The 25034-nt window shown below is 58.4% G+C and carries 20 protein-coding genes and 1 other RNA gene; 5 read left to right on the top strand and 16 right to left on the bottom strand.

Annotated elements, in window-relative coordinates:
- Positions 1-22 precede the first annotated feature (22 nt).
- From ABVT35_RS16400 to ABVT35_RS16380, 5 genes are read right to left on the bottom strand one after another with little or no spacing between them, the layout of a single operon-like run.
- Positions 23-718, bottom strand: coding sequence for a hypothetical protein (locus tag ABVT35_RS16400; protein WP_368467660.1), 696 nt, complete (start codon positions 716-718; stop codon positions 23-25).
- A gap of 5 nt (positions 719-723) precedes the next feature.
- Positions 724-1578 carry a hypothetical protein gene (locus tag ABVT35_RS16395; RefSeq protein WP_368467659.1) on the bottom strand — a complete coding sequence of 285 codons (855 nt, stop codon included), beginning with the start codon at positions 1576-1578 and terminating at the stop codon, positions 724-726.
- Between the two features lie 33 nt (positions 1579-1611).
- Entirely contained in the window at positions 1612-3588 is a 1977-nt protein-coding gene (locus ABVT35_RS16390; protein WP_368467658.1) for a thiamine pyrophosphate-dependent enzyme, read from the bottom strand.
- 25 nt (positions 3589-3613) lie between these two features.
- Positions 3614-5224, bottom strand: coding sequence for a glutamate synthase-related protein (locus ABVT35_RS16385; protein ID WP_368467657.1), 1611 nt, complete (start codon positions 5222-5224; stop codon positions 3614-3616).
- Positions 5225-5251: 27 nt separating this feature from the next.
- Positions 5252-6508: a cation:proton antiporter gene (locus ABVT35_RS16380; protein ID WP_368467656.1), complete on the bottom strand. Its 1257-nt coding sequence runs from the start codon at positions 6506-6508 to the stop codon at positions 5252-5254.
- 165 nt (positions 6509-6673) lie between these two features.
- On the opposite strand from ABVT35_RS16380, the gene ABVT35_RS16375 reads away from it, so the two are divergent.
- Complete coding sequence (locus tag ABVT35_RS16375; RefSeq protein ID WP_368467655.1) at positions 6674-7291, top strand: RNA polymerase sigma factor; 618 nt, start codon at positions 6674-6676, stop codon at positions 7289-7291.
- Positions 7288-7593: an anti-sigma factor gene (locus tag ABVT35_RS16370; RefSeq protein ID WP_368467654.1), complete on the top strand. Its 306-nt coding sequence runs from the start codon at positions 7288-7290 to the stop codon at positions 7591-7593. Before ABVT35_RS16375 ends, ABVT35_RS16370 begins: the two co-directional genes overlap by 4 nt.
- A gap of 13 nt (positions 7594-7606) precedes the next feature.
- Here ABVT35_RS16370 and ABVT35_RS16365 read toward each other — a convergent pair whose 3' ends face one another.
- The 3 genes from ABVT35_RS16365 to ABVT35_RS16355 all read right to left on the bottom strand — a co-directional run bounded on the left by ABVT35_RS16365 (position 7607) and on the right by ABVT35_RS16355 (position 13382).
- On the bottom strand, positions 7607-8590 hold the full coding sequence (locus ABVT35_RS16365; protein ID WP_368467653.1) for an NAD-dependent epimerase/dehydratase family protein: 984 nt from the start codon (positions 8588-8590) through the stop codon (positions 7607-7609).
- A 141-nt stretch (positions 8591-8731) separates the two neighbouring features.
- Positions 8732-10711, bottom strand: a complete 1980-nt coding sequence (locus tag ABVT35_RS16360) for a bifunctional 2',3'-cyclic-nucleotide 2'-phosphodiesterase/3'-nucleotidase (RefSeq protein WP_368467652.1) — start codon at positions 10709-10711, stop codon at positions 8732-8734.
- 190 nt (positions 10712-10901) lie between these two features.
- Positions 10902-13382, bottom strand: coding sequence for an ATP-dependent helicase (locus tag ABVT35_RS16355; RefSeq protein WP_368467651.1), 2481 nt, complete (start codon positions 13380-13382; stop codon positions 10902-10904).
- A 178-nt stretch (positions 13383-13560) separates the two neighbouring features.
- Here ABVT35_RS16355 and ABVT35_RS16350 point away from each other — a divergent pair, with 178 nt between their 5' ends.
- The gene (locus ABVT35_RS16350; RefSeq protein WP_368467650.1) at positions 13561-14016 is read left to right on the top strand and encodes a MarR family winged helix-turn-helix transcriptional regulator; all 456 of its coding nucleotides are present in this window, start codon (positions 13561-13563) and stop codon (positions 14014-14016) included.
- Between the two features lie 15 nt (positions 14017-14031).
- Here the strand turns inward: ABVT35_RS16350 and ABVT35_RS16345 are convergent, their stop codons facing one another.
- The 4 genes from ABVT35_RS16345 to ABVT35_RS16330 form a co-directional block, all read right to left on the bottom strand.
- Positions 14032-15120, bottom strand: a complete 1089-nt coding sequence (locus ABVT35_RS16345) for a serine/threonine protein kinase (RefSeq protein WP_368467649.1) — start codon at positions 15118-15120, stop codon at positions 14032-14034.
- A gap of 39 nt (positions 15121-15159) precedes the next feature.
- Complete coding sequence (locus ABVT35_RS16340; RefSeq protein ID WP_368467648.1) at positions 15160-15576, bottom strand: nuclear transport factor 2 family protein; 417 nt, start codon at positions 15574-15576, stop codon at positions 15160-15162.
- Between the two features lie 107 nt (positions 15577-15683).
- Positions 15684-17321: a chloride channel protein gene (locus ABVT35_RS16335; RefSeq protein ID WP_368467647.1), complete on the bottom strand. Its 1638-nt coding sequence runs from the start codon at positions 17319-17321 to the stop codon at positions 15684-15686.
- A 12-nt stretch (positions 17322-17333) separates the two neighbouring features.
- Positions 17334-17813 (bottom strand): thioesterase family protein, encoded by a 480-nt coding sequence (locus ABVT35_RS16330; RefSeq protein ID WP_368467646.1) that lies wholly within the window; start codon positions 17811-17813, stop codon positions 17334-17336.
- A 120-nt stretch (positions 17814-17933) separates the two neighbouring features.
- Between ABVT35_RS16330 and ABVT35_RS16325 the strand changes: the two genes are divergently transcribed.
- Together ABVT35_RS16325 and ABVT35_RS16320 are read left to right on the top strand one after the other, a co-directional pair.
- A complete protein-coding gene (locus tag ABVT35_RS16325) occupies positions 17934-19346 on the top strand; it encodes an FAD-binding oxidoreductase (protein WP_368467645.1) in 1413 nt (470 codons plus the stop codon).
- Positions 19347-19519: 173 nt separating this feature from the next.
- Positions 19520-23443, top strand: coding sequence for an AsmA family protein (locus ABVT35_RS16320; protein WP_368467644.1), 3924 nt, complete (start codon positions 19520-19522; stop codon positions 23441-23443).
- A gap of 36 nt (positions 23444-23479) precedes the next feature.
- Here ABVT35_RS16320 and ABVT35_RS16315 read toward each other — a convergent pair whose 3' ends face one another.
- From ABVT35_RS16315 to ssrA, 4 genes are all read right to left on the bottom strand, one after another.
- Complete coding sequence (locus ABVT35_RS16315) at positions 23480-23698, bottom strand: ribbon-helix-helix domain-containing protein (RefSeq protein ID WP_368467643.1); 219 nt, start codon at positions 23696-23698, stop codon at positions 23480-23482.
- Positions 23695-23907, bottom strand: coding sequence for a DUF4169 family protein (locus ABVT35_RS16310; protein WP_368467642.1), 213 nt, complete (start codon positions 23905-23907; stop codon positions 23695-23697). The genes ABVT35_RS16315 and ABVT35_RS16310 overlap by 4 nt, the downstream gene beginning before the upstream one ends.
- The gene (locus ABVT35_RS16305; RefSeq protein WP_368467641.1) at positions 23908-24474 is read right to left on the bottom strand and encodes an SspB family protein; all 567 of its coding nucleotides are present in this window, start codon (positions 24472-24474) and stop codon (positions 23908-23910) included.
- Positions 24475-24566: 92 nt separating this feature from the next.
- Positions 24567-24937: a transfer-messenger RNA gene (gene ssrA / locus ABVT35_RS16300) on the bottom strand.
- Positions 24938-25034: the final 97 nt, after the last annotated feature.

Below are 25034 nucleotides of genomic sequence, written 5' to 3'. Positions count from 1 at the left end.
GTGCACCGAGCCGCAATCTCATTCATTTCGGCGGTCGTGCCGGTCCATTGCCGCCGAGTTCTGCAGCAGCAATCCCGTGGGCGGTCTCGTTGCCGCAGAGGATGAGGATGTCGCCGGGCCTGATTACCGTCTGTTTGTCCGCAGCATCGGTCTTCCAGGTTCCTGCCGGACGGATAGCGAGAATGTTCTGGCCGGGCAGGTTCACGTCGCTTACGGGTCTCGATTCCGCACCGAAATATTCGTGTTCGGCGATGCTGAGTTCGCTGCCCAATTGCAGGATGCGGTGATAGCCTGTACCGCCCAGCGAGGTCGTACGCAGCAATATATGGCCGATCAATGCGCACATGCCCCGATCCAGCGTCCTGTTGGTGAGCACCAGAAAGGTTATGCCGATTGCGGCAGCCATGATAGCGGCCTGTACGGCAATGTGCTGTGTGTCCGGACCGGTTCGCACAAACGCGACGATGAAGGTCGAGGCGATTGAGATCAAACCGAGGTTCCCGAGGACCATCAGCGCGATGACAATGCGCCGCCGGATCGGATAATTGACGATCATTTCGGCTTCATGCGTGGTGAACCCTGTCCCGGTCAGGGCTGAGACACATTGAAACCGGGCGATGTTTTCAGGCAATCCCGTCAACCGCATAGCAACGGCACCAATGCGCACCAGCGAGACCGACAGGGCCAGCAATATGGCGATGGTGAGTGCGGCTGCCATCTGGTTTAAGCCCCCAACGCGTCACGCCCGACGGCAAAGGCAACGTCGATAAACGTAGCCAGGCCGTCCTCTCGATCTTCCAATGTCAGGATTTCAGAGGCGGTTGCGACCGCACCGACAAATCCCGCCGTATGCCAGTGGCCGGGTGCCGGCAGAGACGGCAGTTTCGCAGCGTCAGGATGCGGCCAGGGATTGATGTAGAAATAAGGTTCCTGATAGTTGTTGTCGCCGGGCGACATGCCGACACCAATGCCGGGTGCGGTTTCCGAGCCGCCGGCATCGAGGCCGACATAGGTTGCGATGTCGAAATGGTGCGGCCAGCAATAAACCGGACCCGGGCCGGGAGAAACGGTCTCGTTTTTTGCGGCGAAGGTCAGCAATTGCCGGCTGGCAAGATCGTACCAGCGGCCAAGTGCCAGCAGGCCGGCATCGAGCCCATCCGTTTTGAATTTGGTGATTGCGATAACGTCTTTCGGCAGCTTGAACGGATGTTTCACGCCGGATGCCGGTTTAAGGCCGTGCTCGGCCAGACCCTCATCGAGCCATGCGATGCAGTCGGTTTCGGAAACACCATCGAGTTCCAGCATCTCGACCGTCTCACCGCCGCGGACAATCCACATGGCGAGCGGAGCTAGCGTTACCCTGACAAGGACAGGTCCATTGGACGATTCAATCGGATTGGTCTGAACGCCGCCATTGGTTGCATTCCAGTGAAGGGCCGTGTGGCTGTAGTCGGGTTTGGCTTCGAGATTGGCAAGCGCCGCAAGGGCTGCGATCTGGGCGGCGTTATGCGCCATTATCCTGGCATCCGCCAAAGCGTCCGGTGCTGTTTTGCCAAGAAGTTCGCTGGCTGAGAGCATAGTCATTCTCCTTGTTGCGGCGTGTTTTGTCGTTCAAACCAGCTCGGCGTCGGTGACGATTTCGACGAGTGCCGGTCCTTTGTAATCAAGCGCCTCTGTTATGGCGGTTTCAAGGGCGTCCGTTTCCGTCACTTTCGATCCGTGCCCGCCGCACAGGCGCGCGAATGCAGCGAATGAAGGATTGGTTAGCTGGGTTTCCCAGACCGGCCAGTGTCCTGCCTGTTGTTCCTTGGAGATTTTGCCGAGCTGGCCGTTATTGAGCAGGATATGGGTGATATCCATGCCGTATTTGACGGCTGTCGTGAATTCCATGGCATATTGTCCGAAGCCGCCATCGCCGGAAATCGAGATCACCTTGCGGCCCTTGAAGGCGTCGAGATCCTGTGTCGCGGCCCAGGCACCCATCGCGGCAGGAAAGCCGAAGCCGATCGAACCGAGGTAGCCGGACATCAGCACACGCTGTCCGCAGGTTTCGAAATAGCGGCCGAAGGAATAGGTGTTGTTGCCGACATCGACGGCAATGACCGCATCCGGCGGGCAGAGCTTCGTCAGCGCGTCGAAAACAGCGAAAGAGTGGATGCCGCGCCCCCTTTCTTCGGCAAGCCGCGATTTTTTCTCTTCGCGCCAAATGGTCCAGCGTTCGGCAAGCTCAGAAACCTGGTCGTCTGCGTCCTTCGATTTTTTCACCGTTTCCATCATGATCTTGCAGAATGCACCGATCTCGCCCCAAACCGGAAGAGTGACGCGATGGAACTTGCCGAGCTGCATGCGCTCGAAATCGACCTGGATAATACGTTTCGACGGTTCGATGCCCGTGTGGTTCGAAAATGACGTTCCCAGTGTGATCAGCAGATCGGACGTTGCGACGAACCAGCTTGCGATCGGGGTTCCCGATCGGCCGAGTACGCCGGCCGCATTGGGGTGTGTGTCGGCAATCAGGCCCTTGGCCTTGAAAGTGGTGAGCACCGGCGCGCCGATTTTTTCTGCAAATGCGATGACGGCATCGCGCGCTTCGACCGCGCCATGGCCGAGAATGATGATGGGACGCTTGGCTGAGGAGATCATCTCGCTTGCCGCCTCGGCGTCCGCATCGGAAGGTTTGATGGCGTTGTCGCCGAGCCGTCCCTTTGGGCTGCGCGCCTTGGCCTTGCTCGGTTGCGTCTGTATGTCGTCCGGAAAGATGAGATGGGCGACATCACGTTCGACAATGGCGTTCTTGCAGGCCAGCGACATCAGCTCGGTGTGTTTGGAGGTGGAGAGCACAGTCTGCGAGAAACGGGAAACAGCATCGAATGCGGATTTCAGGTCAATGTCCTGGAAGGCGCCGGGCCCGAAAACCTGGGTCTGCACCTGTCCGGTCAGCGCCAGCACTGGTGCCCGATCGACCTTTGCATCCCACATGCCCGTCAACAGATTGGTCGCGCCGGGGCCCGCAATGGTGATGCAAGCCGCCGGTTGGCCGGTCAGCTTGCCATAGGCAGAAGCCGCAAATGCCGCGGCACCCTCATGGCGAATGCCGTAATAGCTGAGTTTGCCGTCCTGCGCCGCCAGCCGGATGGAATCGGCAAGGCCGAGATTAGAATGGCCGACCATGCCAAAGACGCTTCTTATGCCCCAATTGACCATGGTTTCGGTCATCGCATCGGTTACCGTGCGCTCGCGTGGTGGTTCGGGTTCCAGACCGACAAAGACCTCCTCATCGCGAACTTCCACCTCATAGAGCGTCTGACCGGTATCCTTGTGTCCGCCGGGAGGCGCGCCCGTCAATGGATTGAAATCCCAGCCGTGCCACGGGCAGCGGATCCAGCACTCGCCCTCCACGCCGCGTTCGATGGAACCTTCGCCGAGCGGGCCGCCCTGGTGTGGACAGTGATTGTCCATTGCCGCCCAGTGACCGTCGAAATGCGAAAGGCATATCGAGATATTGCGTGCGGTCACGGTCTTAACCCGGCCTTCGGGAAGGTCTTTGACATGTCCCACACGAATCCATTCCAGGTTTTCCTTGCTCATTCACTCGCTCCCTTGGTTTTCAGGATCAGGCGACGCCGCCATAGGCAACGCCCGACAGCGATGCCATGTCTTTCTTCCAGGTGGTCAGGTCGTCGATATTGAATTTTGACAGGTGATCGTGGCCGCAGGCACGCGCCATCACCTGCATCAGTTCCACCGAGGCGGCGAAGAAATTCGTCAGCCGTTCGGCGGATTTCTCGACCACGATACGACTGACAAGGTGCGGCTTTTGCGTGGCGATCCCCACCGGACAGTTGTTCGTGTGGCAGGCCCGCATGGCGATACAGCCGATGGCTTGCATCGCGGCGTTGGACAATGCGACGGCGTCCGCGCCCATTGCCAGCGCCTTGATGAAGTCGGCCGGCTTTCTGAGGCCGCCGGTGATGACGAGCGTGATATCGGAACGGCCGCTCGCATCGAGATGACGCCGTGCGCGCGCCAGCGCCGGAATGGTGGGCACGGAGATATTGTCGCGGAAGATGATCGGTGCCGCACCTGTGCCGCCGCCGCGTCCGTCGAGTATGATGTAGTCGACACCGACCGCGAGCGCCGCGTCGATATCCTTTTCAATGTGTTGGGCTGACAGCTTGTAGCCGATCGGTATGCCGCCGGTGCGGCTGCGTACTTCCTCGGCAAAGTTCCTGATTTGGCCGATTTCCGTCCAATCGGGAAATCGGGGAGGGGATATGGCCGCTTCGCCTTCCTTGAGGCCGCGAACCGTGGCGATCTTTCCCTTGACCTTGGGGCCGGGCAGATGCCCGCCGGTGCCGGTCTTGGCGCCTTGGCCACCCTTGAAATGGAAAGCCTGGACCAGATCCAGCTTTTCCCACGCAAAGCCGAACCGCCCGGAGGCGAGCTCGTAGAAATAGCGGGAGTTTTCGGCCTGCTCCTCCGGCAGCATGCCGCCTTCGCCCGAGCAGATGCCCGTTCCGGCAAGCTCTGCGCCGCGCGCCAGTGCAACCTTTGCCGGCTCCGACAGGGCGCCGAAACTCATGTCCGAAACAAAAAGCGGGATGTCGAGTTTCAGAGGCTTTTGCGCGTTCGGCCCGATTGTCACATCCGTTCCAACCGGGTCTTCATCCAGCAGCGGCATGCGGTCGAGCTGTGCGGTCAGCAGCTGGATGTCGTCCCAGCCCGGCAGTTGGGCGCGCGGCACACCCATGGCTTCGACCTGGCCGTGGTGGCCGGTCCTCTTCAGCCCCGAACGCGCATAGCCCTGGATCAACCCGTTGAGCGGTTCTTCCTCGGTGCCGTGGCCAGTGTCCGCATAGGTGCCGAGATAGGCCTTGCGGTTGAAGGGCTGTGGATTTTCCCTGGCCCAGGCGCTGATCTCGTCTTCGTCGATAAAAATCCGGCCGTCTTCAACCCAGCTGGCGAATTTCGGCAATGCCTCTTCGTGGTTATATGCCGAAACGCCGGAATCCAGCCGGTAGTCCCAGTAGTGGACACCGCAAATGAGATTCCTGCCGCGTACGAAGCCGTCAGCCATCAGCGCGCCACGATGGAGGCACCGTCCGTAAAACACCGAGATTTCGTAGTCGAAGCGGACCACGACCAGATCGACGTCGGCGACAAGCGCATGTTTTGGTTTGCGGTCTTCAAGATCCTTCAATGCCATGATTGCCAGTTTTTTCATGTCGGTTCCCCGGATTGGTTGGAATGTTCAGGTTTCCTGGTGTTGTGTCTTCAAGGGTTTGGCGGAGGCCTCAACTGGTTCCATTTCCGCGCATTCACCCATCCCGGCGACTTTTCTTGCGTACCAGCGGGCGCCGGGTGCGGCGCTCAGGCCGTGCAGCAGCGCACTTATCCAAACCGCGTTAACGGCAAGGAGCAGCACGGGCTCCGCAAACACGTGGTCGATCCGGGAGACGACCAGAAGTGCGAACAGGGCGGTTGCCAGGCCTCGAGGGCCGAACCAACCGAAGAAAAGCCGGGTGACCGGTGATGCATCCGTGCCGACAAGCGATATCCAGATGGCGAGCGGGCGGGTGATGAAGAGGCTTAACAAGATGATCGCCAGCATGGACATGTCGAGATGCCGCACGGCCTCCGGCACAAGCGCAAGGCCAAGCAGGAAGAACGCGCCCCAAGTCAGCAATTGTCCTTCACTTTCAGTAAATTCGTAGATGAACTTGCAGCGGCCCTTGACCACGTTTCCGAAACTCAGGCCGGCAACGAACGCTGCAATGAAGCCATTTCCGTCGATCAGCGTTGCGGCAAGATAGGAGCCGCCCGCCAGGGCGATTGCTCCAACCCCTTCGAACGTGTCGGATGTCGTCATGTGCCTTTTTGCCCAGAGCAGAACCGTGCCACCGACAAGCCCGGCCACGGCTCCTGCAAGCGGGCCTAGCAGAATCTGCTTTGCGCCGAAGATCAGCCAGTCCGTATTGGACCGGTCCATGGCCTCGGCGGCGAGGCTTGCAAATAGCAGCACGGCCGGCAGCGCCAGCCCGTCATTAAGGCCGCTTTCGACCGTCAGCGCCCGTCTTGGACGCTCCGGAACATCCGGATTCGAAATGACTGCCTGACCGAGCGCCGCATCCGTCGGAGCAAGAATGGCCGCAACCAATGCAACGGCGAATATCGGCCAGCCCGAAAGGAACGGATAGGCAAAGGCGGTTCCCAAAAGCAGGGAGAGCGGCAGTCCGAACACCAGCATGCGAACCGGCCAGACATGGCGCTTGCGCAAGGTTGCGAGATCAATCTGCGCTGCATCCAGAAACAACAGAACGATAAGCGCCACTTCGGCAACGATATGCAAGGTTTCCTCAGCACCTCCCGGCGACATGAAACCGGTTTCCGCCATCAGAAAACCGAAGCCGATGAACAGCATTGGTGCGGTCAGCACCGTTGTCGAAAGGCGGTTGGCAAGCATCGAAAACGCCACGGTAAACATGGCAAGAAAGAGTAAGCCCATCATATCCCATCACGCTGTTTTTGTTCTGACGCTGCCGTTTGTTCCCTGCCGGTCGTGTGGCGCGCAGCCCTTGTGACTTCTTGTCAGATGCAGGGGGCCTGACTAAGGTTACAGCGCATTGCCGGAATTTCTAAATTCGAGTGGTCATGCACCGAACAGGATGTGCGGGTGGAAGCAGACAGCAGATCACAGGCCGCCAAGCTGGACGATGATGACGCCATAGCGGGTCTGATGGCCGGTGATGCGGGCTTGACGGAGCTGTTTGTCCGTCAGCATATAGGCTGGATGCTGGCGGTTGCCTCCAGGGTCGTCCGTGACGTTCACCATGCCGAAGATGCTGTCCAGAACGCCTTCTCAAAAGTGTTTAAAAACATTGGCAGCTTTAACCGCCAGTCGGCGCTGAAGACCTGGATGCACCGCATTGTGGTCAACGAATGCCTGATGTTGATGCGTAAGGTCGAACGGGCCGAAACGGTGCCGATTGACGATCTGCTGCCGGTTTTCGACGGGAATGGGTGCCGAATCGAGGATGCATGGGCGATTATGGAAACGCCGGAATCGCTTATTCTCAAGTCGGATATCCGTGAGCGGGTGAGCGAGAAAATTGACCTTTTGCCGGACAATTACCGTATCATTCTCGTGCTTCGCGACATCGAAGAACTGACAACGCAGGAAGTGGCGGAATTACTCGATATCAGCGAGGCGAATGTCAAGGTGCGACTGCATCGCGCACGCGCCGCCCTGAAGCGGTTGCTGGAGCCTTTGGTCAGAGGGCAGGGAATATGACCGAAACCAAACCAAGATTGATGCGCCGTATTCACGGCATGATGTTCAAGCTTCCGCTGATGATCACGTGCGAGGATTTTGAGGACTTTATCCTGGCCTATCTCGAGGACGAACTGAACGCGCGGCAGAAATTCGTCTTCGAGATGCATTTGAAGCTGTGCCGCGAATGCCGGGAGTATCTTGCCGCCTACAGGATATCGCTCGAACTTGCCAAACAGAGCGGCAAGGCCGATCCGGATGCACTGCCGGCGGAGGTTCCCGAAGATCTCGTGGCGGCCGTGATGGCTGCCAGGGACTGCTAATGAGGCAAGCCGGTCAGTCGACCGGGTAGGGGCCCTCGGTAAAGGTTTCCGCGTGATAGCCTTTCAAGCCGACAGTTCGCGCCATGGGGCCGAGAACCGGCTCGTTTTGCCTTAACCGTTGGAGAAGGTGCCGGTGATCGTATTTCGGCGTCCAGCCGAGTTCCATGCGGGCCTTGTCATTCACGTAGACACGGTCGATTTGCGGGAACATCGTCCAGCCGCGCCGGCCGTATTCGGAGGCGAGATCCGGTAATTTACGCCGCAGAACCTCCGGTGCATTATTTCGCAGGTCTGAAAGATCATCGCTGGAAAACGGCGTCGTGGCGCTGATGATGTAAAGACCGAAACCGGCAGACGGCGGCCGGTTCATGGCGGCTATGTGCGCCTCGGCGGCGTCCTCGATATCGACGCGACGAAACAGAAACTCGTTGGCTTTGGCGTTCTCGTCGGCAAAAGCTTCACGGATTTCCCGGCGGTCATCCTCTTCGGGAAAGAAACGCGACGTGCGCAGCACCGCAACCCGCAAGCCGTATTTGCGGGCAAAGAGCTGGCACATATTTTCGGCCGCCAGCTTGGTGATGCCGTAGATGTTCTTCGGGCTCGGCACGACGTCTTCAGTGATCCAAGCCGCCGGTTCGCCCGGCTGCGGCACCAGCGCATTGCCGAAGACACTTGTCGTGCTGGTGAAGACCATTGACCGTATGCCGGCTTCAACGGCTTCCTCGAGGAGGTTCAGCGTTCCTGTCACATTGGTGTCGATAAATTCCTGCCGGCCATGGGTGGCGACATGCGGCTTGTGCAGCGTCGCGGCGTGAATGATCGCATCGATATCCTGTAGCGCAGACTTCACCAGTGTGCGGTCTGCAATGGTGCCGACAATATCCGTGTGGGGCGAAGCATTGATATCCATGCCGACAACTGTTTTCCCACGGTCGCGCAAGAGGCGCACGATAGCCTCTCCAAGATGTCCTGAACTGCCGGTAACGAGGATAGTCATGGTGCTAGATCACAATGAGTGGAACGATTTTACTTGCGATTGTTTTATCCAAAACGGAGTGCGCTGTCGCCGTAATCTGCCCGCAAAAAAGGCACCGCTCAAGCGAGCGATGCCTCCTGTCTTTGGCGCTGATGTCGATACTCACATCGTGATGCGGTATTTGGCGAAGCCTTCGGCACCTTCGCCGGCGGCCTCGATATTGACGTCCCGCACGTCTTTCATGAAGGCCTTGGCCTTGGGGCCGGTCTCAAAAATGGCGGTTGCCCCTTCGACCGGTTTGAAGGTCCAGTTGCTGTCGGCGGACGGGTTGATCGTGCCCTGTTCGACGATGTAGCGCACGATGACGTCGCGGTTGGTGTCGGGTGCGACGAAAATCACAACTTCGTCGCTGATGTCGGGGAAATTGCCACCGCCTCCTGCACGATAGTTGTTGGTAGCGACAACAAATTTCTGATTTGGATCAATCGCTTGTCCGTTATACTTCAAGTCAACGATGCGATTGGCATTTGCATCGAGCAGGTTGCCCTTCGGATCGTATTTGGAGGGCTGGGTCAGGTCGATCCTGTAGGTAACGCCGTCGATGACGTCGAAATTATAGGACGGGAACTCGTTGTTGATGAGTGCCTGGTCTTTCTTACCCGGCTCGATTTGGTTGAAAATACCGGCGGAACGCTCCAGCCAGTCCTTGACCTGTGCTCCGGTGATGGCGACGGCCCGCACGGTGTTCGGGTATAGGTAAAGGTCGGAGACGTTCTTAATGGCAACGTCTCCCGGTGCAACGTCGGTGTAGTAGTCCGGGCCGCCACGGCCACCGGCCTTGAACGGGGCTGCAGCCGAGAGGATCGGCAGGCCTTCCCATTCGGTGCCCCTCATCATCTGGTCGATATACCAGGTCTGCGCCTGGCTGACGATCTGAACGGACGGATCGTCGGCGACGAGGGCAAAGTAGGAATGCAGCGGAGCCGACGTCTTGCCGACGGCGCGGCGTACATAGGCGAGCGTTTCATCGTGTTCCTTCTGGACCGTTGCCAGAACATCCTCTTCGCTTTCGACCACCGGAATGACCTTGCGGCCGTCGCGTTCGAAGATGGATGGGGCAGACGTGGTAAAGCCGGTGATTTTCCAACTGTTGCCGTCGCGCTCCAGCATCAGGTCGATAATGCCGAGATGCGAGCCCCAGAAACCGCCCATTGCGGCCGGTTTTCCAAACAAGGTGCCTTTTTCGGCGTCTACGCCCGGCAGATCGGCATATTTCGGACCGGGGAACACCAAATGGTGGTGTCCGGTGAACAGCGCATCGATGCCTTCGACATCGGCCAGATGCAATGAGGCGTTTTCCATGCCGTCCGAGCGGTCGTTGGCGTCGATACCGGAATGCGAGAGCGCGATGATGATATCGGCGCCTGCTTCTTTCATTTCCGGAACCCAGGCTTTTGCCGTATCGACGATGTCACGGGCATTGGCCTTGCCTTCGAGGTGGCGCCGGTCCCAGTTCATGATCTGCGGTGGAACGAAGCCGATCAGGCCGATGCGGATCGGGTGTTCGTTGCCTGCGCCGTCCTTGACCACCTTGTCGACGATCACATAGGGCTTCAGGAATAGCTCATCGTCGCGCGGATTGGCGGCCAGCGCGCCCTTGGTGACGTTGGCGGACACGACCGGGAAGTCCGCGCCGTCGATGGTCTTCATCAGGAAGTCGAGGCCGTAATTGAATTCGTGGTTGCCGAGTGTCGAAGCATCAAATCCAAGCACGTTCATTGCCTGGATGATCGGATGCATGTCGCCTTCCTTCATGCCGCGCTCGTAGGCGATGTAATCGCCCATCGGATTGCCCTGCAGGAAGTCGCCATTGTCGACGAGCAGCGAGTTGGTTGCTTCGTCGCGGAAGCTGCGGATGAGCTTTGCGGTACGGGCAAGGCCGACGGAATCGGACGGGCGGTCGCGGTAATAGTCATAGGGAAAGACATGGACATGCAGGTCCGTCGTCTCCATCAGGCGCAGATGGGCCTGGTTGCCGGACGCAAATGCCGAATAGGGGTGGAGAAGGGCGAGCGAGCCGATGGCGGCGGTGCCGGCCAGAAAATCGCGGCGGTTGAGCTTGTTATTAAATCGAATTGTCATTTTGTTGCTCCCTTGCTGCAATCCGGAAAGGACCGCGTGGAGCGGTGGTCAGACCGGATATGCCTTGATCATTGAAATGCCGAATAGGACAGCTTAGCCCCGAGGAGAATATGCGTCCACATTCTCTGCAAAATTGTGACAGAGTTGCGCGTTCGAAAAAGATGTTGTGGATTCGATTCCGCTTTTGCGGCTATTTCTTTGTTTTTTCTACGTAATTGTCGAGGACGCGTTTCTGGCCGGCCTTGTCGAAATCGATGGTCAGCTTGTTGCCGTCGATGGAGGCGACATTGCCGTTTCCGAATTTCATGTGGAAAACGCGGTCGCCAATCGCAAAAGCCGAAGGCTCGTCCGCGACGGATCTTGCAACGAGTTCGCCTTCGATCGTGCGGTTCTTGATCGAGGTGCGGCCGGCGCCATAGCCTGAATCTGTTTCGCCATAGCCGATGCGCTCGACGGAGTGGCCGGAGCGCGAACCCCAGTTCTGGCGTGTTGCCTCATTGCGGTTGGCCTGGGCCCGCCGCCAGCCGGGCGTATTGTAGCTGCCCGAGAAGGGTTCGGCCTCATCGAAACGCGACGCGCCGTAGCCGCCGCCGACGCTTGTTGCCCCATATCCGCCATAGGATGTTTCGGGCTCGGCGACGTCGGCATGCTCGGAAGGCAACTCGTCGAGGAAACGCGATGGAATTGTCGACTGCCAAAGCCCGTGGATGCGGCGGTTTGACACGAACCAGATATGGCAGTTGATCTTGGCCCGTGTCAGTCCGACATAGGCGAGCCTGCGTTCTTCCTCAAGGCCGGAGCGCCCGCCCTCGTCGAGGGCGCGCTGGTGCGGGAAGAGACCTTCTTCCCAGCCGGGCAAAAAGACGGTTTCGAATTCCAGACCCTTGGCCGAATGCAGCGTCATGAGGGAAACCGCATCGAGATCCTCATTCTGCTCCGCATCCATGACGAGGCTGACATGTTCGAGGAAGCCGCGCATGGATTCAAATTCCTCCATGGAGCGGATCAGTTCCTTCAGATTGTCGAGCCTGCCTGGCGCATCGGCCGAACGGTCATTCTGCCACATCGCCGTATAGCCGCTTTCGTCAAGGATCTGTTCGGCAAGCTCCGTGTGCGGGGTTGTTTCGAGCAGCGAGGACCAGCGATGGAAATTTTCAACCACATCGGTCAGCGATTTGCGCGGCCGCGGCTTCATCTCCTCGGTCATGACGAGATCGGAGGCGGCCTTCAGCAGTGGAATTTCCCGGGCGCGGGCATAATCGTGCAACTGGCGGACGGCAGCTTCGCCAAGGCCGCGCTTCGGGGTGTTGACGATGCGCTCGAAGGCAAGGTCGTCTGCCGGCTGGCAGACAACGCGGAAATAGGCCATGGCGTCGCGGATTTCGAGGCGCTCGTAAAAGCGCGGCCCGCCGATAACTCGGTAATTGAGGCCGAGGGTGACGAAACGGTCTTCGAATTCGCGCATCTGGAAAGAGGCGCGTACCAGTATCGCCATATCGTTGAGCTTGTGGTCGCGCCTTTGCAACTGCTCGATTTCCTCGCCGACGGCGCGGGCTTCCTCTTCCGAATCCCAGGCCGCGTGCACCATGACCTTGTCGTGCTCGTCGTCGGCCAGCTCTGTGAACAGTGTTTTTCCGAGCCGGCCCTCATTGTGAGAAATCAAATGGGATGCGGCGCCCAGAATATGGGCGGTGGAACGGTAGTTGCGTTCCAGCCGGATAACGACCGCGCCGGGGAAATCCTTTTCGAACCGCAGGATATTGTCGACTTCGGCGCCGCGCCAGCCATAGATGGACTGGTCGTCGTCGCCGACACAGCACACATTGTGCGAGCCCTGTGCGATCAGCCGCAGCCACAGATACTGCGCGGTGTTGGTGTCCTGGTACTCGTCGACAAGGATGTAGCGGAACTTCTGGTGATACTCCTTGAGAACGTCCGGGTGGTTCTTGAAGATGCGGATCGGATGGCACAGCAGATCGCCGAAATCGCAGGCGTTGAGTGTTTTCAGCCGGTTCTGGTACGCCTCGTAGAGCTCGCGTCCCTTGCCATTGGCAAAGGACCGTGCATCGCCTTCGGGAATATCGGCCGGGCCGTGCCCCTTGTTCTTCCAGCCGTCAATCATCATGGCGAACTGACGGGCCGGCCAGCGCTTGTCGTCGAGACCTTCGGCCTGAATGAGCTGTTTCAGAAGCCTTATCTGATCGTCCGTGTCCAGAATTGAAAAATCAGACCGAAGACCGACAAGCTCGGCGTGGCGGCGCAGCAGCTTGACGCCGATGGAATGGAATGTTCCGAGCCACGGCATGCCTTCCACGGCCCCGCCGACGAGAACGCCAATGCGCTCCTTCATTTCGCGGGCCGCCTTGTTGGTGAAGGTGACGGACAGGATCTGGCTCGGATAGGCCTTGCCGGTTGCAAGGATATGAGCAATTCGGGTGGTCAGGACGCGGGTCTTGCCTGTGCCAGCACCGGCCAGCACGAGAACTGGCCCGTCGACTGTCTCGACGGCGCGGGTCTGCTCGGGGTTAAGCCCATCGAGATAAGGGGCCGGACCGCTCTGACGGTTTCTCGCCACCATGGCGCGCGCAGCGATACCGCCGGTGGCGGGCGCTGAAGGCGCCTGGGAATCGCCATCGCCAAAAAACGGTATATCTTCATCCGGATTGACCATCCCTCTCAATGTAGTGATTCGGCGGTGAAAGGCCAGCAACCATTGCGTTGCGGGCGCAGTTTTGTTCCCGAATCGTTCAGCTGCACCGGCTCGTATATCGGCGGCCATAAAATAATCATGGATGCCCATTATTCGGTCGCGGGTTAAAATACGAGCAGGTCAGACAGCAGCAATGAGCATGAAGCAGCCTTCGTCCGGTGCCGACAGCACCGTTTTTCGGTTTTTCCTTGAAATTTCTGCAATTGCTCAGGCTTCAGACAAGTTGATAGACCGCGCGCTGCCGCATGAACTCAAGCGGGCGCATTTTCTCGTCCTCGACCATCTGGCGCGAGACGAGGCCAATCCGACGCTCCTTGAACTTGCCCGTGCCATGCAGGTTACAAAGGGCGCCATCACAAACACCATGCAGCGGCTTGAGGCACGCGGCTTTGTCACCGTCGTTCCCGATGAATATGACGGCCGGTCAAAAAGGGCCAAGCTCACCGGTCTTGGTCAGATTGTCAGGGACGATGCGCTGCGGGCGGTTGCCCCGGATATTCTCGAACTTGCAAAGACCATTTCGGCACCCGACATGATCGAGGCGCTGCCGCTGTTGGAGCGGATCCGAAAATATCTTGATGTCGATATCAAATAGGACCGTGGCGGCCCGTCATTTCTCAAAGCGCGAGATGCGGCGGTCAGTCCAGTTCAGGCGGCCATCAATGATTGGCCTTACTGTGGGCGCCAGATCTGGTTCCCGGGCGATCAGGTCATCCAGTTCGGTGATCTGGTTCATGGCAATCAGCCGCAAGACATCGTCGCGGACCTCTCCGTCCGGACGCCGCGGCAGCGATGTGACCGGTTGGGCGAGATCAATCTGTGCATCCTTGTCCCGGGTGCTCACGGCATCGTTGAGTTTGGAAAGGTCCAGGGCCTCTTCCCGCGTTTCGATGAAAGCATAAATGCCGACCCCCTTTCGCGGCAGCGGATAGAGCGCCAGGGCAGCCGATATGATTGCGGGATCGGCATCAAGCGCCTTGATGATCGCCGGGCCTTCTCGGTCGATCCGGTCGCCGGTGCCTTCGCCGTCGGACCAGGAAAATATGCCGCGCGTTATCAGATTGTAGATTTTCTTGCCCGTCGCCATCCAGATGCGTGACGGCAGCGATTTGCGTGCGAGGATGCGCTTTTCCATCGGCGTCATCAGGTTGGGTGCAAAGGCACGCTTCTGCTTGATGCAGTGGCGCAGATCTTCGTAAGCCATGACGCGGAACATCCGGCCCCTGCGGCGATGGCAGGATGCAAGCTGGAAATCGATGACTGCGGCCTTTCCGTCGGAAAGCATCAGCCAGTTCTGTGGCTTGGCCAGATCGTTGTGCGTTATTCCACGCCGGCGCATGTCGCGAAGCAGGCGTCGCGCATCCTTGTACCAGTCCCCGGTTTGCGGGCGGGCAAGGTGCAGCGGCGTGCCATCTGTCCAGGAGCGGAACAGGCCATCGGCATCGACCTCGATAATGTCGGGTGTGCCTTTAATACCGGCAACGGCCCTGAGTGCCCTGATTTCACGCTTTGCCAGAAACCAGGCGAGCGGGCGTGACCAAAGCGGAGAGGCGGTTACGATGCGGCGCGCGACCCGCGTATCCGGCCGGTCGGCAAAATGGCCGGCGCGTGTTTCGGAAAAAACGTCGCGCTTGAAAACCGTATCAGAAATAAATTCCGCCATCAGACCCTCTGTTGTCCCTCTCCGGGAGCAGGGCATGCTCTAAGCGATCATCAGGGACGGCGCAACGGGTGGCGCTCAAATATTGATGAGGTGCGGTTCGTTCTCGTCGATCACCTCCTTGACGAGCGCGGTATCGACATAGGCCCTGACGCCAACAATCATGCCGCTTTCATTGAATGCGACGATCCAGCAATAAATGTTGTTGAACGGCTTGCCGCTCTTGGCAACGGAAAGGGATTCCATCTCGACGATGGCGGTCGACCCTTCCAAGTATGTGTGGGTCACTTTCAGCCGCACACCCTGTTCAAGAATCTTGTCGAGCCGGCGGAAAGTCGCATTGAGAAACTCCTCCTTCGAGGTATAGGTGCCGGCCAGCGGGTGGGTACCCATGACCGTCCATTGGACATCCTCGGCGACCCGTTGAAAGAACTCGTCCGCGTGACCGGTTTCAAGATGTGCAAAAAGGTCGATGACATCGTCGCGCGTAATCATGATTGTCCTCCGATTTTCCACGGTGGTGCCGCATGTCTGTCAATCGTGCATTCTAGCAGATAAATAGGGCGGTATCGTCCGGTTTTCCGGAGAATTAGTGCCGGAATTCAGCAGTGTTCCTCTTCCGAAGCGTCAATCAGCCGCTTGTTGAAATAGGCAAGGGCTTTGACCTGTTCGGCCCAGCCGACAATTGTCTTTCCTTCCACCTCGTCAACCACCGGAAGAAGCGGATGCCCGCCTGAATCGAAAGTCCGAAGCGCCGTATCAAGCGTGTCGGTCGGATGCAGGCAGGGCGTTCCACCGTCCGCTTCATAGGTTTCGGGCGGCTCGTCCGGATCTACCGCCGTCATGAAATCCATGACCTTCGCATTGCTGACAACCGCGCGGTGCGGGCCGGCCTGTACAAAAAGTCCGCGCATTTCCAGTTGCCAGTGGAAATAGGAGTGACCGTGGATCGCCTGATTGATGCCGTGTGCGATGGCGACCGTCAAAAGAAGGGCGATGGATAAATCGTAGCCGCCTGTCAGTTCGAATACGATCAATGTGGTCGAGATCGGGGCGCCAAGAACGGCGCCTGCGACCGCGCCCATGCCGAGAATGGAGTAGAGCGCCTGGCTTGAGGCAAGTTCCGGGAAAACACTGGCGGCCATGATCCCGTATGCTCCACCGGTCATCGCCCCCAGATAGAGCGCCGGTGAAAAAACGCCGCCGCCAAATCTCGACGCCAATGTGATGGATGTCGCAAGCGTCTTTGCGACGATCAGCACAAGCATGAGAAAGAGCGGCAGGCGACCCTGAAGGGCAAGGTCGGTCGCCTCGTAGCCGACACCCAGTATCTGCGGCAGGAAAACCCCCATGCCGCCAACAGCAACTCCGCCGAGTACCGGCCTGAACCAGAGCGGCATGGTGACCTTGCGGGCGAGATAGTCTCCCGAAAACAGCGAGAACTGGAAGGCGATCGCAACGATTGCCGCGACCAGCCCCAATAGCGCGAAGCCGGGAAACTCCCAGTAGGAAGTGACGGAATAATCGGGAATCATGAAGGCGGCGACTTCACCGAACCAGCGGCGCGATATGATCGCCGCACCGCTTGAGGCAATCACGATTGGCACGAAGGAGCGCAGTGCAAAGTGGCCCAGTATGACCTCATGGGCAAACAGGACACCGGCAATCGGTGCATTAAAGCTCGCCGATATCGCTGCTGCGACACCGGCTCCCAGCAGGGTGCGCTTCGACCATTCAGGTAAGCCGGAGCGCCGCGCCGCGTGGTTGGCGAGCGTCGCACCCAGATGAATAACAGGCCCTTCACGTCCTGCACTGGCGCCCGAGCCCAGCGAAATCACCGTAATGACAGCTGAAAGAAGCCCGTCGCGCAGCCCCAGCTTCCTGCCGGTAACGGCACGGGCCTCGATGACATCGGCGACCGACAGGGTGCGCCGCTGGGGCATCAGCTTTTCAAGCATGATGCCGACGACAAGGCCGCCCAGTACGGGAGCCAGAAATATGTAGTACCACGGCGTGTTACGCGCCGCCGTTATAACCCGCTCGGTGCTGTCCTTGAGCCATAGCAGCTGAATTACCCCGATCATCTCGCGGAACAAAATGGCCGCTGCCGTTACCGCGATGCCGACGACTAGAGACAAAATCCACAGCCGTGGCTGATGTTCTCCCAGAAAACTCCGGATATTCGGCGCAACCCACTGGCGGATCTGGGTTGGCAGGTTGCGGATGAAATCGGGTAACATGGTTGTGGCCGCTCATTTTCGTTTGATTTTGATCTGGCGACCGGCACGTTCGGGATAGGCGAGGGCAGAATGAGCGGCGCGCATTTCCTTGACATGTGTGAACATGGGTTCGGGAATGGGCGCGACCTTCGGACCCGAGGCATCTATGTGGAGGTAGAGCGTTTCAGTTGTCGCGGCGACCCATCCGTCGACGTGGGTCAGTTCGCCGTAGACATGCAGACGTTTTTCGTCATGATCCAGCAAGTGAAACGAAGCGTGGACCCTGGCTCCCTGGTGCAGTTCCCGCAGGTAGCAAACATGCGTCTCGGCGACGTAAAAACTGAGACCGCGGCTTTTGACATAGTCCTCGGTCAGACCGATCGACGCAAATGCATGATCGGCGGCGCGATCGAAGAGTACGTTGTAAAAGGCCATGTTGAGATGACCGTTATAGTCGATCCATGCCTCTTCGATTTCAGCCTCCGGCGCGACGAACGGCGCTGCCTGAATCATTCCGATCTCCCTGATTTCGGTCCACAAACTGAAAACATGACTCTTTCAATCTGCAGCCACAAGAGGCATCCTGCCTGCAAACCATGAAAGAGATCTGAATTTAAAGGGAGAACCTGGTCGATGGGTTTGTCTGATGTCGTCACCGGTCCACGCAACGAGGAGGGCATTGCCGCCGCCGTCGGTGTTTTGAAGCAGCGATTTGGCGACCGGCTGAATACCGGCCATTCCATACGCGAGCAGCACGCCCACACCACCACCTATCTGCCCTCCCAGCTTCCCGACGCGGTCGTCTATCCGGAGACCGCCGATGAGGTGCGCGATATCGTCCGTGTCTGCGCCGATCACAAGGTGCCCATCATTCCCTTTGGGGCGGGAACATCACTGGAGGGGCATATAAATGCGCCCAATGGGGGCATCTGTATCGATACCGTCGGCATGAACAGGATCCTGAAGGTCAACGCCGAAGACTTGGATTGTGTTGTTGAACCGGGGGTTACGCGGGAAGATCTGAATGTCTATCTGCGCGACACCGGGCTGTTCTTTCCCATCGATCCGGGTGCCAACGCATCCATCGGCGGCATGACCTCGACACGGGCCTCCGGAACCAATGCGGTGCGTTATGGCACGATGAAGGACAATGTGCTTTCGATGACCGTGGTTACGGCGGACGGCCGGGAAATCACGACGGGAACGCGGGCGAGGAAATCTTCGGCGGGATACGATCTTACGAGGCTGTTTGTCGGGTCGGAAGGAACGCTGGGGGTCATAACATCTGTGACGCTCCGGCTCTTTGGAATTCCTCAGTCGATCACGGCAGGGGTTTGCCCGTTTCCCACCGTCGACGATGCGGTCAACGCGGTGATTATGACCATCCAGATGGGAATTCCTATAGCGCGGATAGAGCTGCTCGATACACTCATGATGAAAGCTACAAATGCCTATGCCGGATTGAATTATCCGGAAGGTCCGGCACTGTTTGTCGAGTTTCACGGCACTGACAATTACGCAGCGGAACAGGCTGAGCTTTTCGGCGAGATCGCTGCCGAATACGGCAGTAGCGAATTTATCTGGGCAACGGAGCAGGAAGAACGCAACAAGCTGTGGAAGGCGCGCCATGACGCCTATTGGGCAGGCATGCAGCTTCGTCCGGGTGCCGAAGGCGTCGCCACGGATGTCTGCGTGCCGATCTCACGGCTTGGCGAATGCATTATGGCCACCCAGGAAGACGCCGCCGAAGCCGGCATTATAGCACCGATTGTCGGTCATGTCGGCGACGGAAATTTCCATGTCGCGCTTTTGATCGACCGAGAAAGCGAGAAGGAAATAGCAGATGCCGAGGCGTTTATTGCGCGTCTCAACGAGCGGGCGCTGTCGATGGAAGGCACCTGCACCGGCGAACACGGCGTAGGGCAGGGCAAAAAAACAGCCCTCATTCACGAACTCGACGGGTGCATTGAGCCGATGCGGCAAATCAAGCGCGCGCTCGATCCTGACAACATCATGAATCCGGGAAAAATATTTTCATTGACGTGAGGCGCGGATGCCGACCGAATTGCCGTTGTTGCCATGAATTTGTCATGACGGCGCTGAATAAGCTGTGTAGTATGATTTATGCCTTTGCGCGCGGGATCGGACGTCTTCGGTTCCGCGGCTCTATTTCGATGGGCATGTTTTGCGTATTTGAGAGGTTCTGAACGCTGGTTCGATTGTTCGTTTTCTTCGGTGGTTTGCTGGTGTTGGCGCTTTTTGCAGCGCTGATCGGACCCTATTTTATCGACTGGTCAAGCTACCGGCAGGATTTCGAACGGGAAGCGGGCAGGATCCTCGGACAGAAGGTGCAGGTGCTGGGTGAGGCGGATGCGCGCCTGCTGCCGTTCCCGTCCGTCAGCTTCGACAATGTGGTCGTTGGCGAAGGTCAGGACGGCCGGCCGATGATGACCATCGACCGGTTTTCCATGGATGCGGAACTGGCGCCGTTTCTAAGTGGTGAAATCCGAATTTTTGACATGCGGATCGACAGTCCGCGCGGGACGCTGCGTCTTTCTCCAAAGGGTGAGCTGGATTGGGCTCTGCGCAATCAGAAAACCCTGCCGGGGCAGGCACTGACTTTAGAAAATATCACCGTAACCGGTGGGCAGGCACTGATCATAGACGATCAGAACGGCCGAGAGCACCGGGTGCGGGACCTCGACATGCGCATGTCCGCCAAATCCATTGCCGGGCCATGGCACATGGAGGGGACAGTTGAGGTTGATGGCTACAAGAGCGGATTTGAGCTGACGACCGGCACGCAGCTGGAGGAAAACAGGATCCGCCTCAAGGCACGGATCATGCCGGCGGCATTGCCGGTGTCGGTCGATCTTGAAGGCAATCTGCGCATTGAAAATCTCAAACCCCAATACAAGGGGACATTTGACGTTCGCGCGCTCGACCCGGTCACGGCACCAAAGGATAACGGCGCCAAGGGCAAACGAGGCCGCCGTCCTCTCTATGCAAGGGCGATCGGCGTATTCGAACTGAACAATGAGCGCTTGCGTGTCGAAGACTACCGGCTGGAGACCGGACCACAGAGCGATCCCTATATCATATCGGGAGAGGCGACATTCGACACCGGGCGCGAGCCCGAGTTCCTGCTTGTCGCCGATGGTCAGCAGTTAAACCTGAGCCGGATGGACGGCGGCCAGAGCGATGGGGGCGACGGTGAACAGGCCACGGAGTCTTTGTCGTTGGGGCAACGCCTGGCGAGTCTGCGGAGACTGATTGCCCTTGCGCCGGTTCCGCAAATGCCGGGCCGGGTTTCGGTCGCGCTTCCGGCAGTGCTTGCCGGCGATACAACCATCCGAGATGTTTTGATGGAGGCGCAGCCTGACGGCACCGCCTGGAAAATAAGCCGCATCGAAGCCAAACTGCCGGGCAGGACGCAATTTCTTGCTGCCGGACGGCTGGGTGTCGGCGCCGGCTTCGGTTTTACCGGGGAAGTCATCGTTGCCTCCAACCAGCCATCGGGATTTGCGTCCTGGCTGACCGACAGCGTCGATCCGGCCATCCGCCGGCTTGAAGCGGCCGGTCTTTCCGCGAAGGTGGATCTGTCGTCGCAATTGCAGCGTTTTGACGAGTTGGAAATTGCCGTCGGACCAGCCGTGCTGAAAGGTCGGCTTGAGCGGGTCGTGCCGATCCAGGGGCGACCGTCACTGTCTCTCGTACTGGATGGCGACGAGGTGGACGTGGATGCGTTGCGCGCCTTCACCGGCATCGTTGTGGGCGACAATCAGGAAAGCAGGCTGGCCGGCCACGATGTCAGCGCGCGTTTGAGCGCCGAACGGTTCCGCGCATCTGGTGTCATTGCAAACAACGCGGATCTGGCGTTGCGGCTCAAGGGCGGAACGCTGGATATCGACCGGCTGACCGTTGGCGATCTTGCGGGCGCGTCGATTTCCGGTGTTGGCCGTCTCGAAAACGTGTTCACCGGGCCGGTGGGTGATATTGACCTGAGCGTCATGACAGAGAGCAGCAGCCAATTGTTTGCGCTTATGTCAAATCTCGGCGGCGCACATCCGGTGCTCGATCATTTGCACGCCAATGCCGCGCTGTTTAATGAAACGACGATCGATGTCCAGACCCAGTTTGCGCCCGGGGCCGGAGACAATACCTCGTTGTCTTCAAGGGTCAGGGGCCGCACGGGTGGCAGCCGCTTCAATATTGTATTGGAGCGCTCCGATGCATTCGCGCCGCTCGACTCAGGCCAGTTGTCGGTCACCGCCGATATTAGCAGCAATGATCCGCGCAATCTCCTTGCCCAGTTGGGTGTCGACAGCCTGCCGGGGGATCTGTCGGGTGCTGCTGCCGTTGATCTGCGGCTGGAGGGTATTCCGTCAAAGGAGCTCGGATTTTCGTTTGGCTATGATGCGCCGGACATGAGCGTGTCGGCGCGCGGCACCGGTTGGCAGGACGAAAACCGCATGCTGCAAGGCAATTTCAAGCTCAATTTGTCCTCCGACGATCTGACGCCATATCTGGCGATGAACGGCATCAATATTGTCGATCCGGGGGATTCGCTACCGGTGAGTATCGAAGCGGATGTTCGCACGGATCCTCAGACCTTCAAACTGGACAAAATGACTGGCCGGGCCGGCGATGCCGGTTTTTCCGGCGATGTGGCCCTTGCCCGCGGTACGGAAATCGTCGACATCAGCGGCACTGTCGCTCTTTCCGATGTGGACCTGGCATCGCTTGCCGAGATGATGGTCGGCCCGGGAACGGTCGTGTCCGGAACATCGGCCTGGTCTTCGGCTGAATTTCTTCCGCCGCTGCAAAGCAATCTGGAGTTTGACCTTGACGTCAAGGCGCAGGCGGCCCGGCTGCATTTCGGACCGGATACCGGTCCGTGGTCGGGCAAGCTCGTTCTGAAGGACAACGAATTGCAGTTGCGTGAGCTGTCCGCTGACTGGCTGGGTGGTGTGGTGCAGGGCGCGCTTACGCTTGCGAACCGCGATGCATCAGCGCTGCTTTCGGGCCAGTTTCAGCTCAAGGATGCCAACTTGCAGCCGGTCATGTGGAAGCGTGACGGATTTCCCATTGCAACGGGAAATTTCAATCTGTCCGCCTCCTTTGAGGGCGCCGGTAAGAGTGTCCGCGATGTGGTCGGCTCACTGTCCGGTTCCGGCATTATAGAGGTCAGCGGCCTCGAACTTGAAGGGCTGGAAAACGAGTCCCTCACGCCGCTGCTGGCGGCAGCCGATGAGGACGGATTCGAGGTCAATGGCGACAATGTGAAACAGCTTACGGAACGCATCGTTTCGAGCGGCAACTACTTTGCCGATAATGTCAGTGTGCCGTTCACAATGGCGGCCGGGACACTGCGAATGCCGAACATCGTCATGACGGATGCAGGCGCAACGGTTCGCGGTGAAGCGCGTTTCGATTTGGTAGACGAGGCGGTCAACGCGCGTTTTGATGTGGAATTCGACCCTGAAGACAACGCATTGACCGGCGCTGCTCCGGCGTTGAGTGTTGCTTTTCTCGGCCCGGTCGGCGCACCGGACCGAATGCTGGACGTCGCCGAACTTGCGAATTTCCTTTCTTTGCGCGCTTTCGAGCGGGAGCGAAGGCGCGTTGAAATACTGCAGGCCGTGGTGCTTGAAAACCAGCGCATGCGGCGCGAGGCACTGCTTGCCAAGCAACAGGCGAGATCATACAGGCAGGCTTCGCTTGAGCGCAGGCGGCTGGAAGCCGAGCGTGCGGCCAATGAACGGGAACGTGTCGAGCAGGAGCGCATCGCCAGGCTGGAAGCCGAAGCAAAGGCGAAACGCGAAGCCGAGGCGGCGATAATAAAGGCACAGGAAGAGGAAAAGGCACGGCTGCTGGATGAAGCGCAGCTTCGGGCCGCTCAGGAGTTTGCCGACAGACTTGCGCGGGGAGAGGCTGCCCCACCTTCGCTGCAGGATGATTTCATCCGTCTGCTGGAAGATGCGGTTCGGCGTGCTGGTGAACAAGCCGGCGAACCGGGCGCAAGCGCAAATTCCGCCACGCCTGAAGCCCCCCGCAGGACACCGGTCCCCCGAGAACGCGGCGCACAAAATGAGCGAAGGCTGCCGGAGCTTCAGCTAAATTTCGATACGCTCAACAACTAGAACAAATCCCGATTGGCTTGAAGCATTGCGGATTTGCTAGAGGGCCTTTCCCGACTTCAGCCAGTCAAGGACGTAGAGGCGCGACGCCGACGAGAGGTTGTCGTCAGGAATTCTGTTTTCATCAATTTCGGTGATGAGAGCAGCGAGCGGCATTTCGCGATTCGCTGCAATGGCGCGCAATGCATCCCAGAACTCATCCTCCAGCGAGAAACTGGTGCGGTGGCCGCGAATTGTTATGGAGTGCTTGCGGATCATTTTGGCGGGCGTTTGCCAGCGCCATTGTCCGGTTTTTCAAGGCGCCCTTGCTCATGCGCCCTGTCTTGCTGTTCGTTGATTTTGCGGGTCTCGGATTTTTCAGCTCTTGTACGCCCGAAAGCAATCCGGTTTCTTTCAGCGGCGGCTTCCTTTTCCTGCCGTGCCTTGCGCTTTTTGAACTGGCGCAAATTTACCAGATCCGCGCCCACTCAGTTTTTCTTTCTGAATGCGTCCAGCGAAACGACATCTGCGCCGGATTTGTCGTCTTCCTTTACATCGTCTGATTTTTCTGCGGTTTCGGCGTCATCGGCCGGCTTCTTGTCAGCGGCTGCCGGTGCACTTTCCTCGGCGTCGCCGGTTTCGTCCTCAACCGAAATATATTCGGCGATCTCGCTGGGCAGTATGTCCTCATTGTCAGCCATCATTGTATCGAATTCGAGTTCGAAATTGACCGAGGGATCATAAAATCCGCGAATGGCCGCAAAGGGTATGTGCAGTTTTTCCGGTTTGTCCGAAAAGGAAAGGCCAATTTCGAAATAGCTGTCTGTTACCTTCAGGTCCCAGAATTGATGCTGGATGACGATTGTCATCTGCTCGGCGTATTTTTCTTTCAAATAGGCCGATATGCGAACGCCGGGTGCGTTGGTCAGAAATGTAATGAAAAAGTGGTGCTCCCCCGGCAGGCTACCGGTCGCAGCTACTTCGGTCAGTACCTTGCGGATGACGCCCCGCAGCGCCTCTTGCGCCAGAATATCGTATCTAATGTGATCCTGCACTTGCCAATTCCGCCTGTTGTTCCAGTACCGTGATACACATCCTCGTATTGTCCCTCAATATTCCGGATGAAATTATCCTTCATAAAACGGAAAGTGGAGGCTTCTGTTGCCAGGTGCCTCCGAACCCCGCCTGACCGTGCGACCGGTCAGGAGTTTAATTGAAGCTGTCGCACTGCATTAAGCAGCGAGACGTGCTTCCGCATAGTTGTCGTTTGCAACTATTGAAACGGCCCGATAACGGCGGAACCATGCCGAGCAAAAAGTTGATCTTTACGCCCTCGTCGATCCTGTGTCGCCCCCATCAAAACCGGCTCTTTCCAAGCATTTGGCAATCCAGCCGGTTTTGGTGGAGGCGCCGGGTACTGCCCCCGGGTCCGATGGGTTTATTGCATCTTCCGTTTATCGCCATAGCTGCCGAAGCAGCACCCTTGATATAAGGCTTTGAGAAGGGGTTGAAAAGAGTTTGTGAACACCCGGGCCAATACCGAGTTGATTTTGGTGTCTTTTTCGTAACAGGTGCTGCAGCGGCGTTAATCATTCCCAGTGGACGGCCGGTGCCG

The sequence above is a fragment of the Hoeflea sp. TYP-13 genome (genome assembly GCF_040932035.1).
In the GTDB taxonomy this organism is placed as follows: Bacteria; Pseudomonadota; Alphaproteobacteria; order Rhizobiales; family Rhizobiaceae; genus Hoeflea_A.
Note: the sequence above shows the minus strand (reverse complement) of the source record. Positions and strands in the feature narration are given on the sequence as shown.

Bases quoted from the DNA above. Each gene is read 5' to 3' on its own strand.
- ABVT35_RS16390 (WP_368467658.1), bottom strand. From the start codon at position 3,588: ATGAGCAAGGAAAACCTGGAATGGATTCGTGTGGGACATGTCAAAGAC.
- ABVT35_RS16345 (WP_368467649.1), bottom strand. From the start codon at position 15,120: ATGCCCTGCTCCCGGAGAGGGACAACAGAGGGTCTGATGGCGGAATTT.
- ABVT35_RS16355 (WP_368467651.1), bottom strand. From the start codon at position 13,382: ATGGTCAATCCGGATGAAGATATACCGTTTTTTGGCGATGGCGATTCC.
- ABVT35_RS16335 (WP_368467647.1), bottom strand. From the start codon at position 17,321: ATGTTACCCGATTTCATCCGCAACCTGCCAACCCAGATCCGCCAGTGG.
- ABVT35_RS16380 (WP_368467656.1), bottom strand. From the start codon at position 6,508: ATGATGGGCTTACTCTTTCTTGCCATGTTTACCGTGGCGTTTTCGATG.
- ABVT35_RS16365 (WP_368467653.1), bottom strand. From the start codon at position 8,590: ATGACTATCCTCGTTACCGGCAGTTCAGGACATCTTGGAGAGGCTATC.
- ABVT35_RS16360 (WP_368467652.1), bottom strand. From the start codon at position 10,711: ATGACAATTCGATTTAATAACAAGCTCAACCGCCGCGATTTTCTGGCC.
- ABVT35_RS16400 (WP_368467660.1), bottom strand. From the start codon at position 718: ATGGCAGCCGCACTCACCATCGCCATATTGCTGGCCCTGTCGGTCTCG.
- ABVT35_RS16385 (WP_368467657.1), bottom strand. From the start codon at position 5,224: ATGAAAAAACTGGCAATCATGGCATTGAAGGATCTTGAAGACCGCAAA.
- ABVT35_RS16315 (WP_368467643.1), bottom strand. From the start codon at position 23,698: ATGATCCGCAAGCACTCCATAACAATTCGCGGCCACCGCACCAGTTTC.
- ABVT35_RS16330 (WP_368467646.1), bottom strand. From the start codon at position 17,813: ATGATTCAGGCAGCGCCGTTCGTCGCGCCGGAGGCTGAAATCGAAGAG.
- ABVT35_RS16370 (WP_368467654.1), top strand. From the start codon at position 7,288: ATGACCGAAACCAAACCAAGATTGATGCGCCGTATTCACGGCATGATG.
- ABVT35_RS16325 (WP_368467645.1), top strand. From the start codon at position 17,934: ATGGGTTTGTCTGATGTCGTCACCGGTCCACGCAACGAGGAGGGCATT.
- ABVT35_RS16350 (WP_368467650.1), top strand. From the start codon at position 13,561: ATGAAGCAGCCTTCGTCCGGTGCCGACAGCACCGTTTTTCGGTTTTTC.
- ABVT35_RS16340 (WP_368467648.1), bottom strand. From the start codon at position 15,576: ATGATTACGCGCGACGATGTCATCGACCTTTTTGCACATCTTGAAACC.
- ABVT35_RS16395 (WP_368467659.1), bottom strand. From the start codon at position 1,578: ATGCTCTCAGCCAGCGAACTTCTTGGCAAAACAGCACCGGACGCTTTG.